23 protein-coding genes are annotated in these 13,990 nt (G+C 50.6%); 8 read left to right on the top strand and 15 right to left on the bottom strand.

Features of this window, described 5'->3' with window-relative positions:
• Window positions 1-7 precede the first annotated feature (7 nt).
• The 7 genes from H8Z83_RS04280 (at window position 8) to H8Z83_RS04250 (ending at window position 5,999) form a co-directional block, all read left to right on the top strand.
• Window positions 8-1,255 (top strand): murein hydrolase activator EnvC family protein, encoded by a 1,248-nt coding sequence (locus H8Z83_RS04280; protein ID WP_187013883.1) that lies wholly within the window; start codon window positions 8-10, stop codon window positions 1,253-1,255.
• Window positions 1,256-1,270: 15 nt separating this feature from the next.
• Entirely contained in the window at window positions 1,271-1,435 is a 165-nt protein-coding gene (locus H8Z83_RS04275; protein ID WP_187013882.1) for a hypothetical protein, read from the top strand.
• 63 nt (window positions 1,436-1,498) lie between these two features.
• Complete coding sequence (locus H8Z83_RS04270) at window positions 1,499-2,266, top strand: hypothetical protein (protein WP_187013881.1); 768 nt, start codon at window positions 1,499-1,501, stop codon at window positions 2,264-2,266.
• A gap of 85 nt (window positions 2,267-2,351) precedes the next feature.
• Window positions 2,352-2,819 (top strand): transcription elongation factor GreA, encoded by a 468-nt coding sequence (gene greA, locus H8Z83_RS04265; protein ID WP_187013880.1) that lies wholly within the window; start codon window positions 2,352-2,354, stop codon window positions 2,817-2,819.
• 12 nt (window positions 2,820-2,831) lie between these two features.
• A complete protein-coding gene (gene lysS / locus H8Z83_RS04260; RefSeq protein WP_187013879.1) occupies window positions 2,832-4,337 on the top strand; it encodes a lysine--tRNA ligase in 1,506 nt (501 codons plus the stop codon).
• 584 nt (window positions 4,338-4,921) lie between these two features.
• Window positions 4,922-5,413: a type III toxin-antitoxin system ToxN/AbiQ family toxin gene (locus H8Z83_RS04255; protein WP_187013878.1), complete on the top strand. Its 492-nt coding sequence runs from the start codon at window positions 4,922-4,924 to the stop codon at window positions 5,411-5,413.
• A gap of 229 nt (window positions 5,414-5,642) precedes the next feature.
• Window positions 5,643-5,999: a hypothetical protein gene (locus tag H8Z83_RS04250; RefSeq protein ID WP_187013877.1), complete on the top strand. Its 357-nt coding sequence runs from the start codon at window positions 5,643-5,645 to the stop codon at window positions 5,997-5,999.
• A 205-nt stretch (window positions 6,000-6,204) separates the two neighbouring features.
• Here the strand turns inward: H8Z83_RS04250 and H8Z83_RS04245 are convergent, their stop codons facing one another.
• A complete protein-coding gene (locus tag H8Z83_RS04245) occupies window positions 6,205-7,479 on the bottom strand; it encodes a site-specific integrase (protein WP_187013876.1) in 1,275 nt (424 codons plus the stop codon).
• A gap of 167 nt (window positions 7,480-7,646) precedes the next feature.
• On the opposite strand from H8Z83_RS04245, the gene H8Z83_RS04240 reads away from it, so the two are divergent.
• On the top strand, window positions 7,647-7,859 hold the full coding sequence (locus tag H8Z83_RS04240) for a helix-turn-helix domain-containing protein (RefSeq protein WP_187013875.1): 213 nt from the start codon (window positions 7,647-7,649) through the stop codon (window positions 7,857-7,859).
• Between the two features lie 60 nt (window positions 7,860-7,919).
• Here the strand turns inward: H8Z83_RS04240 and H8Z83_RS04235 are convergent, their stop codons facing one another.
• From H8Z83_RS04235 to H8Z83_RS04170, 14 genes are all read right to left on the bottom strand, one after another.
• Complete coding sequence (locus tag H8Z83_RS04235; RefSeq protein WP_187013874.1) at window positions 7,920-8,225, bottom strand: Lar family restriction alleviation protein; 306 nt, start codon at window positions 8,223-8,225, stop codon at window positions 7,920-7,922.
• 292 nt (window positions 8,226-8,517) lie between these two features.
• Window positions 8,518-8,940 (bottom strand): hypothetical protein, encoded by a 423-nt coding sequence (locus H8Z83_RS04230; protein ID WP_187013873.1) that lies wholly within the window; start codon window positions 8,938-8,940, stop codon window positions 8,518-8,520.
• Between the two features lie 184 nt (window positions 8,941-9,124).
• The gene (locus H8Z83_RS04225) at window positions 9,125-9,301 is read right to left on the bottom strand and encodes a hypothetical protein (RefSeq protein ID WP_187013872.1); all 177 of its coding nucleotides are present in this window, start codon (window positions 9,299-9,301) and stop codon (window positions 9,125-9,127) included.
• On the bottom strand, window positions 9,301-9,711 hold the full coding sequence (locus tag H8Z83_RS04220; RefSeq protein WP_187013871.1) for a hypothetical protein: 411 nt from the start codon (window positions 9,709-9,711) through the stop codon (window positions 9,301-9,303). Before H8Z83_RS04220 ends, H8Z83_RS04225 begins: the two co-directional genes overlap by 1 nt.
• Window positions 9,711-9,923 carry a hypothetical protein gene (locus H8Z83_RS04215; RefSeq protein WP_187013870.1) on the bottom strand — a complete coding sequence of 71 codons (213 nt, stop codon included), beginning with the start codon at window positions 9,921-9,923 and terminating at the stop codon, window positions 9,711-9,713. Before H8Z83_RS04215 ends, H8Z83_RS04220 begins: the two co-directional genes overlap by 1 nt.
• A gap of 11 nt (window positions 9,924-9,934) precedes the next feature.
• A complete protein-coding gene (locus tag H8Z83_RS04210) occupies window positions 9,935-10,138 on the bottom strand; it encodes a hypothetical protein (RefSeq protein ID WP_187013869.1) in 204 nt (67 codons plus the stop codon).
• Between the two features lie 2 nt (window positions 10,139-10,140).
• The gene (locus H8Z83_RS04205; RefSeq protein ID WP_187013868.1) at window positions 10,141-10,482 is read right to left on the bottom strand and encodes a hypothetical protein; all 342 of its coding nucleotides are present in this window, start codon (window positions 10,480-10,482) and stop codon (window positions 10,141-10,143) included.
• A 14-nt stretch (window positions 10,483-10,496) separates the two neighbouring features.
• Window positions 10,497-10,673 (bottom strand): hypothetical protein, encoded by a 177-nt coding sequence (locus tag H8Z83_RS04200; RefSeq protein WP_187013867.1) that lies wholly within the window; start codon window positions 10,671-10,673, stop codon window positions 10,497-10,499.
• A 1-nt stretch (window position 10,674) separates the two neighbouring features.
• Entirely contained in the window at window positions 10,675-10,929 is a 255-nt protein-coding gene (locus tag H8Z83_RS04195; RefSeq protein ID WP_187013866.1) for a hypothetical protein, read from the bottom strand.
• Window position 10,930: 1 nt separating this feature from the next.
• Window positions 10,931-11,509: a phiTE_072 family protein gene (locus tag H8Z83_RS04190; protein WP_187013865.1), complete on the bottom strand. Its 579-nt coding sequence runs from the start codon at window positions 11,507-11,509 to the stop codon at window positions 10,931-10,933.
• The gene (locus H8Z83_RS04185; RefSeq protein ID WP_187013864.1) at window positions 11,502-11,804 is read right to left on the bottom strand and encodes a hypothetical protein; all 303 of its coding nucleotides are present in this window, start codon (window positions 11,802-11,804) and stop codon (window positions 11,502-11,504) included. Before H8Z83_RS04185 ends, H8Z83_RS04190 begins: the two co-directional genes overlap by 8 nt.
• Before the next feature lie 49 nt (window positions 11,805-11,853).
• Window positions 11,854-12,687 (bottom strand): hypothetical protein, encoded by an 834-nt coding sequence (locus H8Z83_RS04180; protein WP_187013863.1) that lies wholly within the window; start codon window positions 12,685-12,687, stop codon window positions 11,854-11,856.
• 4 nt (window positions 12,688-12,691) lie between these two features.
• On the bottom strand, window positions 12,692-13,657 hold the full coding sequence (locus tag H8Z83_RS04175) for a radical SAM protein (protein WP_187013862.1): 966 nt from the start codon (window positions 13,655-13,657) through the stop codon (window positions 12,692-12,694).
• Window positions 13,658-13,674: 17 nt separating this feature from the next.
• Window positions 13,675-13,989, bottom strand: coding sequence for a hypothetical protein (locus tag H8Z83_RS04170; RefSeq protein ID WP_187013861.1), 315 nt, complete (start codon window positions 13,987-13,989; stop codon window positions 13,675-13,677).
• Between the last annotated feature and the right edge of the window lies 1 nt (window position 13,990).

The following is a 13,990-nucleotide window of genomic DNA, read 5'->3' as shown; positions in this document are numbered from 1 at the left end:
GGCGGACATGAAGAAAAACAAGCGCTATGTCCGCATCTGCGCCGCGCTGCTCTGCGCGGTGCTGTGCCTGTCGGTGAATGTGGCCCCGGCTATGGCCGCCAAGGTCACCCAGGCGGATATCGACGCCTTGAAGGGGAACGCCGCCAGCCTGGATAAAAAGCAAAAGGAGATCCAGAGCAAGCTCAACAGTCTGAAGAACGACAAGGCGGCGGCGGTGCAGAAAAAGACCCTTCTGGATGACCAGATTGCCAACACCAACGCCAAGATCAGCAATACGGAGGCTCAGATCTCCGATTACAACGCCCTTATTTCTCAGGCGGAAACCGAACTGGCGGACGCCCAGCAGCGGGAGGAGGCTCAATACGAGCTGTTCTGCAAGCGGGTCCGGGAAATGGAGGAGCGGGGCACCATCAGCTATTGGTCGGTGCTGTTCAAGGCCAACAGCTTTTCCGACCTGCTGGGCAGTCTGGACTTCATCAATGAGGTCATGGACTATGACCGGCGGGTGATTCAGGACCTCCAGACCCTGCAGGCGGAGATCGCGGAGAAGAAAGCCGGTCTGGAAGCCAATAAGGCGGCGCTGGAAGCCGCCAAAGCAGAACTGGAGACCCAGAAAAAGCAGCTCAGCGCCCAGCGGGACGAAGCCAACAAGCTGGTCAAGGAGATCGACGACAACGCCGCCGAGTATCAGGCCACGCTGAAGGAGCTGGAGGCTGAGGAGCGCCGCATCGAGCAGCAGGTCAAGCGAATGCAGAAGAAGCTGGAAGAACAGATGGCGGCGGAGGGAAAGAAATACAACACTAACCCCGGCGGCTATATCTGGCCGGTGGACAGCCGGTATATCACCTCCACCGTAGGCGGGCGTAATTCCCCCGGCGGCGTTGGCTCCACCAACCACAAGGGCACCGACATCGGCCGGGTGGGTTACACCAGCCCGGTGTACGCCGCCAAGGCGGGCACGGTCATCATCGCCCAGCGGTCCAGCTCCTACGGCAACTATGTGGTCATTTCTCACGGCGTGGGCAACACCACCCTGTACGCTCACATGAGCAGCATCAAGGTCAGCGTGGGAACCTACGTCAAGCAGGGGCAGACCATCGGCATCACCGGCTCCACCGGACACTCCACTGGGCCCCACCTCCACTTTGAGGTGGTGGAAAACAATGTGCGGATCAATCCCCTGAGCCACGGCGCGGCGCCGAAGAAGGGGTATCTGACGGGCTACACCCTCTCCGGCACCTCGGTGGGCAAATAAAAGGAGGAAGTGCGAATGTATCTGAAAGCGATCAACGCCACGCTGGCCGCGTGGGTTGTGGGACTGTTTGCCGATGCCAATATCCGCTTAGGCGATCCGCAGGGCTTTTTGTGCCTGCGGGGACTGCTGCCTGTGCTGGCCATGGGGCTTTGTATCCTTAGCGAACTGAAAAAGAAGTAAGGAACGGCGAACCGTTCTGAATCGACCTCCTGTCCCATACCATGGGGCAGGAGGTTGATCGTTATGGTAGGAATGATGCTTTGGGAACCAAGCGGGCACTGGACCCGTCCTGTTACGTTAAAGGAGGTCAGCGTGCTGCATATCCGGTTTCTCTGCGCCCGGATGGCTCAGGACCGGCGTAGGAACCCCTTAACGGAGCGGCGGAGGCTCCGTACCGCCGGAAAAAAGCTGCTGCGGCAGAGGGTGGAGCAGGTGGTGCTGCCTGCCGGGGCCTCAGCGGAGGCTCTGCCGGAGGGGTTGCGCCCGGTAGAGACCCTGCCGCTTCGGCGGGCCATTGCTGCGGACTGGTGCGGAGAGCTGCTGCGGTTCCGGGGGGAAAACCCCGCCGGGGCGCGGGTGCTGATCACGGCGGACGCCCTCTCCGGCGAGGTGGTGCGGACGGTGACGGAGCTGGCTCTGCGTCACCGGTATCTCATATTGAAGGTCCCCTTCGGCGGGGAGGAGCTGTGCCGCCGTCTGCGGCGGGAATACGGCGTGTCCATCGTGCTGAACCCGGAGACGGAGCGGGAGCCGGCGTCTGTCCACATGGCCTTTGACCCTACGGAAGCGCAGGGCGGCGGCTTTTTGCCGCTGTATGACGAATCGCTGCCACTGCCCCGGCTCCTGCTGCCGCCGGAGGTGGAGGCAAGGCTGCCGGAGGGCCTTGACCGGGGCCAGCTTCTGTCGGTCCTGTGGCGGACCGGCGCTCTGCGGCCGGGGCAGGTGTCCGTGCAGCTGGAAGAAACGGAAAACAAAGGGGCTGTTCCCGAAATCAGGGCCTTTTGCCCTTGACAATCCGGAAGATACCTATTACAATATAAAACCATGGTAAATTAGGAGTGTTATACACTTCAGGATAATGAAAGGAACAGCCGAAATGGAAAAAGAATACAAAATGAGCCAAGCTCGCAAGGACGAGCTGGAGCAGGAACTGAATTATCTGAAGACCACCCGGTCCGACGAGGTGGCGGAGCAGATCAAGATCGCCCGCGGCTTCGGCGACCTCAGCGAAAACAGCGAGTATGATGAGGCAAAGAACGAGCAGGGCAAGCTCTATTCCCGCATTGCCGAGCTGGAAGTGATCCTGCAGCACGTGGTCATCGTGGATGAGTCCGCCGCGTCTGACACCATCACCATCGGCTGCACCGTCACTGTTCAGGGCGCCGATGGCAAGGAAGCCAGCTATAAGATCGTCGGCTCTCAGGAGTCCGATCCCATGCACGGTATCATCTCCGAGGAGTCTCCCTTCGGTAAGGCCTTCCTGGGCGCCAAGGAAGGCCAGGAGGTCGTGGTGGAAGCGCCCTTCGGCAACATCCGTTACACCGTTAAGAAGATCGAACGCTAAGGAGAAAGAAGCATGGCTGAACAGAAGAATCCCCAGGCCCAGCCGGAGCTGAGCCTGTCCGAGCAGACCCGTATTCGCCGGGAGAAGCTGACGAATCTCCAGGCGGAGGGCCAGAACCCCTTTGTGATCACCCGCTTTGACTGGGATGCAACCTCCCAGCAGATCAAGGACAACTTCGACGCCATGGAGGGCAAGCCCGTCAAGGTGGCAGGCCGCCTCATGAGCAAGCGCGGCATGGGCAAGGTATCTTTCTGCGATTTGCAGGACCGGGACGGCCGCATCCAGCTCTACGCCCGTCAGGACGAGATGGACGAAGAGGTCTATAAGAAGTTCAAGAAGTTCGACATCGGCGACATCGTGGGCGTCGAGGGCGAGGCGTTCCGCACCCAGCGGGGCGAGATGAGCGTCCGGGCGCATAACATCACCCTGCTGTCCAAGTCCCTCCTGCCCCTGCCGGAGAAGTTCCATGGCCTTCAGGACAAGGAGCTGCGGTTCCGCCAGCGGTATGTGGACCTGATGGTGAACCCCGAGGTGAAGAAGAACTTCGTTATCCGTTCTCAGTTCATCAAGTTCATGCGGAACTATCTGGACAACATGGGCTACATGGAAGTGGAGACCCCCGTTCTGAACACCATCGCCGGCGGCGCCGCCGCCCGGCCCTTCATCACCCATCACAACACGCTGGACATTGATATGTACATGCGCATCGCCACGGAGCTGCCGCTGAAGCGGCTCATCGTGGGCGGCATGGACCGTGTGTATGAGATCGGCCGCATTTTCCGCAACGAGGGCATGGACCCCAAGCATAACCCCGAATTCACCACCGTGGAGATGTATCAGGCTTACGCCGACTTCCACACCATGATGGACATTGCCGAGGGCATTCTGGCAGGCGCTGCCAAGGAGATCAACGGCAGCTATCAGGTGGAGTGGATGGGCGAGCAGATCGACCTGACTCCTGGCTGGCGCCGGCTGACCATGGTGGACGCCGTCAAGGAGTATGTGGGCGTGGACTTCGGCACCATCACCGATGACGCCGAGGCCGTGGCCGCGGCTAAGGCCGTGGGCGTGGAGCTGGCGGATGCCGCCGAAAAGACCTGGGGCAACGCCCTGTACGCCTGCTTCGATCAGAAGGTGGAGGAGAAGCTGATCCAGCCCACCTTCATTACCATGTATCCTGTGGAGGTCAGCCCCCTGACCAAGCGCAGCCCTGCCGATCCCCGGCTGACGGAGCGCTTCGAGCTGTTTATCTGCCACAGCGAGCTGGCCAACGCCTATTCCGAGCTGAACGACCCCATCGACCAGCGCCAGCGCTTTGAAAAGCAGGTGGAGCAGCGAGAGCGGGGCGATGACGAGACCGAAATGCTGGACGAGGATTTCCTCACCGCCATGGAATACGGTATGCCTCCCACGGGCGGTATGGGTATGGGCATCGACCGCTGCGTCATGCTGCTCACCGGCGCGGACACCATCCGGGAGGTCATCCTGTTCCCGACCATGAAGCCGCTGGATAACTAATCTCTGGAAAAAGTTCAAGAACAGGCAAAAACAGTGGTAAAATTCCTGTTTATGAATAAAAGAATTGCATAAATTGAGAGGCAATTTTCATTTTACCCCAGCTTTACCCCATTTCATTTCAAAACCCCAGAGTTACCCCAGCAAAATTACGCGGGTTGAGAAGTTGAAATATGGAGGGTTGGAAGAGCCTCTTATTTCAAAAACAATTTTAGATCGGCAAGATCACCCAAGCGATGCTTGGTGAAGAGTGTGGAGTAGTTGCCATACTCTTGTTTGACAAAATCGTTTCGCCTTTCGACAATTAAAGTTGCCAGATACCTTCCGTGCGAAGATGCCTGACTGGATGGCTCATTATGTGGCAGACTTTACTACTTGACAAATTCGGGTGAAGCACTTATAATATACTTAGGAGTAGGAATACTCTTAACAGGGGTGTATCTCAGCCCTAAGTGAGAAAGTTATCGAGTGAGTTTCTCTTGACTCTATGATCAAGAAAGTTACAAGTGAGTGTTTCGCTACTCAGAATGCGATTGTAACAGGAGGGCGGGCTTCGTGCCCGCCCTTTCTGTTTGAATGGAGGGAATATGGAAAGCATAAAGATTTATGAAATTGACGCAGCGTATATTGACTACTTGGTTCCATATGCGCCACACCTTTTTCATAATCGTCAAAAGGGACAAGCTAATGAACGAAAGTACATAGGGGTAGTTTTACAGATCAATGGCTTTGACTATTTTGCCCCGCTTTCTTCATTCAAACCAAAGCATAGAAAGATGAAGGAAGGGCTTGATTTCCTAAAGGTTGAGGATTATGCTGTAATCAATTTGAATAATATGTTCCCCGTTCCTATTTCGGAGTGCCGATATGTGAATTTTAACCAGGTAAGAGACCCGTCATATAGGTCACTTCTTTTGGCAGAGTATCGGTTCATTAAATCAATTCAAGAGAAAATCAGAAAGAACGCAGCTGCTTTATATAAGCATAAGCAAATAAATGGTGACAAGACACCGTTGGCGAAAAGGTGTAATGACTTCGTATTGTTGGAAACGAAGTGTAAAGAATATCGTCACAAGTAAAACCTTCTATGGGAGCTGGCTTAATGCTGGCTCCCTATTTTTTTATAAAACAAGGGTACAGATTTCCTCGACGGATTTCTGTACCCTATTTTGTTCTTTTGCGCCACCCAGGATAGCTCAGGAGCGACGATTAGGATTTAAGAGTGTAGTTTCACCAGTAAAGAGATTGAACGCTCTGAGAGCCGCCTACGGGCTTTTATCGAGGTTTGTTAAATCTGGTGCATTTGCAATGACCGTATGGATCGCTATGCCGCAGCCAATAGCTGCTAACTTCCACTGTGCGTCCGCAATTCTGACAGAGGCACTTCCAGCGGGTTTCATTGCTTCTGATTCTTGTGTTCTTTACCGGCTCAATCACTTTGAGAAAACCAAAGGTCTGGTCTGTAAGGTCGTGCTTGATTTGGAACTGGGAGCAACCGCAAGATTTAGTTTTGTCGCTGCGGAGGCTGTCAGAGAGTACAGATACGATATTTCCGCACTCGCATTCGCAGATCCACTTCGCTTTGCCTGGTTCTGCTTCTGGGTCTTTCTGTATCACTGTCAGTTTTCCGAATGTTCTGCTTTTCAGATCAATGAGGGTAGGTGATTGCTGGTGCCGAAGACATCCACATGATTTTGTCCCGTTCTTCTTCAACAAATTGGTTGAAGAAATAACGGCGGTATTGCCACACTCACACTGGCATAGCCACATAGGACGACCTGGTTTCCTATCGTCCACCCTTTTTACAACGGTCAGCATATCAAATGTTCGCCCGGTGAGGTCGATTAGCTTTCCCATTTGAAACCCTCCATCAAGAGATCTTTATTTTCCCTTCGAGATTGGAGAACGACTCTTGCTTTTTCTCCTTGGTAGCTTCCGCGTAAATGTTCATTGTGGTTTCAATGTCGGCGTGGCCCATAATCTCTTGGATGACCTTGATGTTCTTTTCGTTTTCGCAAAAGCGAGTGCAGAAGGTATGGCGTAGGTTGTGTGCGGAAAAATGCCGGATCAATACGGGGTCGCGCCCTTCCTGATCGGCCCGTACCGTTTCGTCTTCGACATAGGCAGCACAGATACGATCTATGGCTCGGTTGACACTGTGAGGAGACAGAGGATCGCCGTATCGGTTCTGGAAGATGAAGCCGACATATCCATCAACGACAGACTCATTGAACCCGATTATCTTTTGAGTTTCCCATTCCGCTTCCAGAGCAGCCCTAACCTCTGACAACATAGGAACGATACGGACACCTGCCTCTGTTTTGGGGGTTACAATATGGAACCTTGCTTTTTCTTCGTCCACATATTTTCGATAAACCATATTGTGGTTAATGCTAATAATCCCATCATCGAAATCGCAATCTTCCCAGCGCAAGCCTACAACTTCACCAATGCGGCATCCTGTACCAAGTAAAACTGTGAAAACGGGGAGCCAATGATTATAAACCTTATGCCCCTTTACATACTCAATAAAAGCAGACTGCTCTGCGATACTCAATGAGTGGCGCTTGGGTTTCTCCCAGTTGTTGCTCTTTTTGATTTCTGCCATCGCTCCGGTAGCCGGGTTGATACGGATGTAATTATCACGGACGGCCAGAGTAAATATGGGGTGGATGATGGTGTGAATGATTTCCATTGAGTTTGGCTTGAAGCCCTTTTCTTTGATGAGCTTATTATAAAAAGCCTTGACATCTGAGTATTTGATACTGGCAATTTTCTTCTTGCCAATATCATTTCGTACGTACTTGTTGTACATATAAAGATAGTTGCTGCGGGTGGTATCTTTTAGTTCGGGTTTGTTTGCCATATACAGCTCAAACAAATCATTGAGGGTGGCTTTGTTTTCGACCGCAGCTTTGATCCCGTCTTCCAGATCACGGTTGATTTTGCGTTCCTTTTCTCTCAGGCTAAGGTCGTCTTTACAGCCCGGAGGAACGCGGTCAGTGGGAACGAGCCGCTTACTATACACGTCATGGCGGATGCCGTCAGCATCAGTGTAACGATATCGGTACGACCCATCTTTTCTCTGGGACTCGCCGTCTTTAAGGATACGGCCTTTGTTGTCCGTTCGTTTTAATCCAGCCATACTATCTCCTCCTTGCTTTTGTATGGGTGGTAATTCTCCAGTTACATAATATCTTGAGCGATTACCTATGTCAAGAAGAAAATCATCATTTACTTACTCTTGAAATTTTCTATTGATTTTCGTAGTTGCTCGATTTACAATGAAATTAAAAGTTGGGAGGTGCTATTATGCCAATGGCTGAGAAAATTCGGATTGCACTGATCAAGCGTAATATGAACCTGAAAGAGTTATCCTCTCGACTCGGATGTACCTCTCAAAATCTCAGCGGCAAGTTGAAGCGAGACAATTTCAGCGAGAGAGAATTGATAGAAATTGCCGACGCTATGGATTGTCATTTTGAAGGCCGGTTCATTAGTAATGACAACGGCAAAGAAATCTAAAGCTATAAGAGCGTAGGGCTTTCACCTACGCTCTTTTTTTGCTATCAACAACAAACGGTATTAGGTTTCTCGTTTAAGATCCCCATTGCCGGCATCGTTAGTCGCCTCCTTTTCGATACGCTGGTTCCAGGCTTCGATAGCAGCATTATTCAAGACCTGAGTAGGCCGATCGTACCACCCTGCATACATAGAGACTGTCGGGCCTCTCGTGTGGCATTTGTTACAACGAACTGTAACGACGACCAGCTTATCGCATCGACCTGTTTCGGAGTTCCACTTTGTATTACTGCTTGTTTTCTGATCGACTTTCAGCTTTGTGCTGCCGCAAAATGGGCAAGGTAATGGCTTTAAGTTTAATTCGGGCATCGGTATCCTCCTCTTCGGACTCGTATCTTGGGCAGGGCGGCATAATCACTGCTCTTTGGTTTTTCAACCAATCGCACGGAACTAAGAAGTCCTTTTTATGCCTACAGGTAATGCAGTTCGCATTATTGCTCATGATCAGAACTTCCTTCTCCAATACGTCCGTTGCCAGTCTCTGCGGAATAAGTGGTGCCAGTCGTTACACTCTTGGCAGTGCCCATTACTACCAAGGCATTCCTGGCAATGTCTGATATGAGTTTGAACAAAGCAAACCAACCTCCACCGGACAAACTGCTTAAAGTTCATCTTGCACCTCCTCCGGCTTATGCCGGTAAAGCGTAAGACCGCGTGATTTGATGTCGTACTCAAAGTTTACGGCGACATCGCCATTATGCCATGTTCCAACCAAAAATAGCTCGTTCGCCCATCTCCCGACTTTCTCCATCTTCACAATGCCGTAGCATTCTAACTCTTTACACCATACAGGTTCGCCGCGCATCTGTCGCAGCTCATCAAGCACCAGAGGATCATTGTGTACAGACTCTTGTTTATGTCTGATCTTATCGCTTTGGCACTTTGTACATTCGTTCGCCTGCTTCTGTTGGGTGCGGAGGGCTGAGATTGCCATAATGATAGCCTGATTGAACTGGGTGATCTCGCGGTTTAAGACCATCATTTCGGCCCCATCCAACTGTTGGATAGCTTCTTCCATGGTCATTTTGGATTCACCTCCACCGTTACCACATAGCCGTCCCCTATTTCTCGGATGGTATATCCTTGAACTGAATAGTTGTTGTATGTCGTAATCGTGATGCTTGTGCTGCTGCTCTGTATCGCACGTACATTTTCCGAAGTACACCCGGTTAGCAACATTGCTGTCAGAAGGATCGCAAATACTCGTTTCATTTCTTGCCCCCGCTTTTCTCTTTGTTCTCGGCAATCGCATTTATCAACTTCGGGAGAGCTGCCGGCATACACTCGCACAGTGCGCTCAATGTGCAGCCGTCACAGTCTTCGTGGTTGTCACAGAAGTCGCCCAGACTTTGCGCTGCGGCTTTTAAGTTTTCATAGTTGGTCATTACTCTTTGCCTCCCTTCCGTGCTTCTATGGCAGCTTCCGCTTCGGCGCAAGTTAGAAACACAGTTTTCCCAAACATATCGGGATACAGGTAGATATTATCTGTGACAAAGTATTTCGCCCTTATTTGCACTTGCCCGTTCCCCAAAATATGAATGCGATCTACGGTACAGAGCTTTATTGCTGTGCCAGTGATAACCCATACCGTATCTCCTACTTTACAAGGCGGGATGATTAGCCTGCCGTCTTCTTCGGCCTGGAACAGATCGTATAAGGCGGAAATTGCCATACTTAATGCTTCGAGGCGTTTGTGAGAAGTCCATTGCCCTTTGGGGGATGAGGTTTTGTCAAGGAATGACCGTATCTCATCGGCAATTTGATAGAGGAAATGAATGGCTTCTTTTTTGGTCATTACGCCTCACTCCCCTTGCGTTCAAAGTGATCTACGATCAAACGATATGCTCTGCGTTGCACATCAAGATCCTCTTGGGTGATGTCATCCAACTGTCCGAGTTGAGCCTGAAACAGCTTATACTGCCGGCGAAGCTGAATGGTGTTTTGAACGATGCGGACAATCTGAGTAAGGACTAAGACTGTCACCATGATGGTTAGGTAAATGTTCATACGGCAGTCTCCTATACAGAAATAGAGTTGATGTAGCTTTTGATCTTTTCGACATTCCAGAAGATTCGCTTCCCGATCTGGATACGAGCCTCAGCAGCCTCGCCAATCTGTACGGCAGAATACCGGCCACAACTCAACATGGCCTGAAGCTCGTCAGTGTTGATCGCGATTTTACTCTGGGTGTCTACGTTATTGAATTGCTTTGTTGCTCTCATGGTTATTCTCCTCGATCATCATGATCGGCTTTATCTTTGCACAGAGTTTTGGAGATAATATTCAAGAGTTCTTGTTTTGATATTTCTTTGAGCGAGAGGCTGGTAGGTAATGCGATGATAGGTCTCGGTGCTACGGCTTTTTTAGCCTCGTTGTACATAAACGTCAGTTCCTCGACTGACTCTGCTCCCGGTGTGTAGTACAGAACATAGATATCACTGTCGGACGCGGATACTACAGCACAAGCATTGCATTGATCGCACCACCACCCACATTCTTCTTTGATACACTTGCGGGCAGTATTATCGGAAGCGCTGTATACAGGGCAAATTTTTTCGTTATTCATATAAAAGCCTCGTTTCATTCGGAAATAATGTCCAGTCCATCAACAGCATAGCCGCCAGATTTCCCTTTCAGTTTTACAACGAGAGTGCCACAGCACATCCACGGCTCTGATGCTACCGTCCAGATGCGACTTTTATTTTCCGCACTCACGTAATACTTGTTGTTCATTACAACTTTGTCACCGGGCTTCATGTCAAACGCTCCTTTCATTTGTCAAACCGAAACCGTTTTCCATGCTCTCGCAAAGTTCGTCGGTGCAATCATTTCCATAATCCAGCTCTTCAAGAGAATAGCCGTTTCCACATCTCAGTCCCTGCATGGATGTGTCGAAGCCCTGATTTTCCAGCCACGCTTCTACTACTTGCATTTCTTTGTTTGCTGTAGCGTGAAGGTGAGCGATGCGGTGCATTTTTTGGCGGATATACTTGGGGATTTTTATTGCTGCCATCTCAACCTCTCTTTTCGTCATCAGAAATCTTTTTGCACACAGGTTGAATGTATTCCATGAAGACCTGCACAATTTTCTTAGCGTTGGTCGTGAAGTCTTTTTGAATACAGCTCCAGAGATCATAGTCGTCACAGGTCTCCATAGACGTGCCCTCGAACTTTCGCTCCAAGGCATCGTGGACATCTCGCTCGTTGCTCTGATAGCAACTGTCTTTGATTTCGTCCATATCGAATACGGGGTCTCCCCAACGATCTGTCTCTGAGAAATCAACGCCCAAAGCCTCCATGAGTTCTTTTACAGCCTCAAAGGTGGCTTCTTCGTTGATAACGCACGGGCTGGCGAGTTTATCCAGCAAATAGCCGGAGTCTAACCTTGCCATGAGGTGCATAAAGCTCTCGCTCTTGTGCGTAGGAACCCAACCGTAGGCGTAGTTCCCACAGTCGGATGTAATGGACAGCTCATATCGTTCGAGATCGAAGTTAAAAACTGCCCAGAGGCAAGACCCATAGTCAGGGTCGCCTCTTTCTTGGCAGAAATAAAGGGAAATGAGCGGCGGGGTTCTGGTTGAAACTTTAGCCATTCTGTTCGCTCCTTTCTGATGAAGCGGTGTCTGTGTAGAGACTGACTGCCGGGGTAAGATGAAAGAACTCGGTATGGCTTCCTACATCAAAAATGGTGACACCGTTGCGATTCCAAGCTCGGATGTAATAAATCTTGACGCCACGTCCGGCGCAGAACGCATGAATCAGCAAAAACGCCTCATCCAAAATATCCTGGTCGGATTTAGGCTGGCCTGCTTCGTTCAGATCACGGATCTCAGCAATCTTTTTGGATCGCCCGTGATATCCTTTGAATTTGAGAGTATGGGTTTTCATCTTTGCAACCTCTGATTGATTTACTTTGTTGCTAACTGAGGGTTTATGATTACATAAGAACGGTTTGATCCGTGACTTGGTTGCTGTCGGTGATTTTTACCTGCATATCATCTGTCACCGGAATACGCATTTGTGCGTAACCAGAGGATGAGAACGGCATGAACCCGCCAATCCGATACTTGTCACATACCAACTCATCGCCGTCAAAACGGAAAGAGTTGCCATGCGCGTCACGATAGGTCAGCTCACGATTGCAGGTTGACAGCTTCGCATATTTCCCACGATAATCAGGAGCCTTCAGCTCATAATCCGGGAACGCCGCGATGAAAGCGTTGTACTGCTCCGGGAACAGTTTGGACAACTGGTGGAGAAAGATCGGGATGGTTTCTGTCTGATAGCTCTTAATCTCTCCACCCAGCATAGCACGCGGATGGTAGGTGCAAATTCGATTGATATTGTCGGGCGTCAGCTCGTCAATAGGGACAAAGAGACGATTGCAACCGAACCCAGGATCATGACAGAATAGCCTGGAATCCGGGCCACGTTCGATTCTAACATAGGGTGGCGCGAGAAAAGCACCGTCGCCGATTTTTGCGATGTAGGTGTTGTTGGGGTAAGAGAGCTTATGGTATCGCTCAGAGTCTTTGGCCTCGCTATAAACACGACCGTACATCTTGGTTTTCTTTGTGCCGCCATCAACACAGGCTATGCGGCCAAATTCACAACGAACGCCAAATAGTGTCGTTTTACGGAAGCATTTTCCTTCCTTGTATACCGAACACACATCGGCATGATCGCAATAAATGTACTCTGCGCGAAGCCGCGAGTTACGGCTACCGTCGCCATACAAATCAACATTGATTAGTTTCTCTTGTTCAGTCATTGTGTTATACCTCGCTAATAAGAGCGTTGCCGCAGGTAATGCGGTCGGAATCCTCTTCCTTGCTGGGAACAAACACGATTACGTCCCAGCCCAAATCAAGCAAGGGCTGCTCGAATTTGTCGTAGACGCTGTAATCGTCGTAGCTGGTAGTGATATCGTAGTTGTGTTCCAGGGCAGCTTTGGTTTGATGGATCGGAGTAATCTTGACGATAAACTTATCGCGGTCAAAGAGGGAGTCGAGCACTTTGGCGTCCAAAATCGTTGCTTCGGTTACAGCGAAGTTCAACGTGTACTTTCTGCCAACCGGCATAGGTAAATCGCTGGCGATATTGGCGATTTCTCTCAGGCTCAGGGATTTGTCGGCGAACTGAGCTTCCCGCTGGTCGTCCGAAGTGCTGTTGATACTAAGTTGCAGCCCAGCTTCACCATTCCGCTGGGTATTCTTGATCTCGCACCAGTGCTTCAAATAGCTGTGGAGGTCGTTATTGCTACGAGGCATCATGGTGGAAACTACGGGATGAATGGTAACAGCGTGAAGACCACACTCTTTAACCAGGTCGTCCAATCGGGACTCGGTAAAATCCAGCACTGCAGGATTCCAAGTCGGCTCACCCATGCGAGCGTAGTGGACATTAAAACGGTTGGTAAAACGGACATCCTCATGTTCAATAATGTAGCGGATCTGATATTCGAGATCAGGCAGAGAGGCATTCCCGAAGAAGCCGTATTTATGAACATCGCAGAAGGTACATTTCATGGGGCATCCCTTCTGGCTGCTGATAGTCGCTACCCACTTGTCCATAAGGTCAACATCGTGGTGCTGAACTCCTTCAATCTTTTTGGTTAAACCGAGGAAGTCGGCTTTGATGTTGTTTTCTTTGCCGTAGTCACCCACGGTAAGAAACTCCAAACCGAGCGATCGGTTGAAGTAGATTTTACCCGTGTGGGTCAATACCATTTGTGTATCCATTGTGATATCCTCCTGGGTTACATGAAGAAGTGGAGCAGCCACCCGCTGAACAGTGTGAGAAGTGCGTAGGTGATAGCAATAATCCAGCGATCCCAGAACGGGCCGGGGTTGGTATTGACTCTGGTAGTCACAATGAATGTGATGAGTGTATCAAGGCCCAGCGCTTGCACCAGACCAATCATAGGCAGTCCGAGAGGAACAACGAACCAGTTCCACATGAACATGATGGTCGCTCCGCAGAGCACAGACAGTACCGCGGCCAAAATGAATTGCAGCAGGTACGGAGGGTCGCTCAGAATGGGTTTCGTATCATTCTCATAGATATGGGACATT

The organism is Dysosmobacter segnis (assembly GCF_014297285.1).
Classification (GTDB): domain Bacteria; phylum Bacillota; class Clostridia; order Oscillospirales; family Oscillospiraceae; genus Oscillibacter; species Oscillibacter segnis.
This window is presented reverse-complemented; position numbering and strand designations above follow the sequence as displayed.

Bases quoted from the DNA above. Each gene is read 5' to 3' on its own strand.
- H8Z83_RS04270 (WP_187013881.1), top strand. From the start codon at position 1,499: ATGGTAGGAATGATGCTTTGGGAACCAAGCGGGCACTGGACCCGTCCT.
- H8Z83_RS04220 (WP_187013871.1), bottom strand. From the start codon at position 9,711: ATGACCAAAAAAGAAGCCATTCATTTCCTCTATCAAATTGCCGATGAG.
- H8Z83_RS04280 (WP_187013883.1), top strand. From the start codon at position 8: ATGAAGAAAAACAAGCGCTATGTCCGCATCTGCGCCGCGCTGCTCTGC.
- lysS (WP_187013879.1), top strand. From the start codon at position 2,832: ATGGCTGAACAGAAGAATCCCCAGGCCCAGCCGGAGCTGAGCCTGTCC.
- H8Z83_RS04185 (WP_187013864.1), bottom strand. From the start codon at position 11,804: ATGAAAACCCATACTCTCAAATTCAAAGGATATCACGGGCGATCCAAA.
- H8Z83_RS04170 (WP_187013861.1), bottom strand. From the start codon at position 13,989: ATGTCCCATATCTATGAGAATGATACGAAACCCATTCTGAGCGACCCT.
- H8Z83_RS04275 (WP_187013882.1), top strand. From the start codon at position 1,271: ATGTATCTGAAAGCGATCAACGCCACGCTGGCCGCGTGGGTTGTGGGA.
- greA (WP_187013880.1), top strand. From the start codon at position 2,352: ATGGAAAAAGAATACAAAATGAGCCAAGCTCGCAAGGACGAGCTGGAG.
- H8Z83_RS04215 (WP_187013870.1), bottom strand. From the start codon at position 9,923: ATGAACATTTACCTAACCATCATGGTGACAGTCTTAGTCCTTACTCAG.
- H8Z83_RS04205 (WP_187013868.1), bottom strand. From the start codon at position 10,482: ATGAATAACGAAAAAATTTGCCCTGTATACAGCGCTTCCGATAATACT.
- H8Z83_RS04250 (WP_187013877.1), top strand. From the start codon at position 5,643: ATGACCGTATGGATCGCTATGCCGCAGCCAATAGCTGCTAACTTCCAC.
- H8Z83_RS04195 (WP_187013866.1), bottom strand. From the start codon at position 10,929: ATGGCAGCAATAAAAATCCCCAAGTATATCCGCCAAAAAATGCACCGC.
- H8Z83_RS04240 (WP_187013875.1), top strand. From the start codon at position 7,647: ATGCCAATGGCTGAGAAAATTCGGATTGCACTGATCAAGCGTAATATG.
- H8Z83_RS04255 (WP_187013878.1), top strand. From the start codon at position 4,922: ATGGAAAGCATAAAGATTTATGAAATTGACGCAGCGTATATTGACTAC.
- H8Z83_RS04235 (WP_187013874.1), bottom strand. From the start codon at position 8,225: ATGCCCGAATTAAACTTAAAGCCATTACCTTGCCCATTTTGCGGCAGC.
- H8Z83_RS04200 (WP_187013867.1), bottom strand. From the start codon at position 10,673: ATGAAGCCCGGTGACAAAGTTGTAATGAACAACAAGTATTACGTGAGT.
- H8Z83_RS04210 (WP_187013869.1), bottom strand. From the start codon at position 10,138: ATGAGAGCAACAAAGCAATTCAATAACGTAGACACCCAGAGTAAAATC.
- H8Z83_RS04245 (WP_187013876.1), bottom strand. From the start codon at position 7,479: ATGGCTGGATTAAAACGAACGGACAACAAAGGCCGTATCCTTAAAGAC.
- H8Z83_RS04190 (WP_187013865.1), bottom strand. From the start codon at position 11,509: ATGGCTAAAGTTTCAACCAGAACCCCGCCGCTCATTTCCCTTTATTTC.
- H8Z83_RS04180 (WP_187013863.1), bottom strand. From the start codon at position 12,687: ATGACTGAACAAGAGAAACTAATCAATGTTGATTTGTATGGCGACGGT.
- H8Z83_RS04175 (WP_187013862.1), bottom strand. From the start codon at position 13,657: ATGGATACACAAATGGTATTGACCCACACGGGTAAAATCTACTTCAAC.
- H8Z83_RS04230 (WP_187013873.1), bottom strand. From the start codon at position 8,940: ATGACCATGGAAGAAGCTATCCAACAGTTGGATGGGGCCGAAATGATG.
- H8Z83_RS04225 (WP_187013872.1), bottom strand. From the start codon at position 9,301: ATGACCAACTATGAAAACTTAAAAGCCGCAGCGCAAAGTCTGGGCGAC.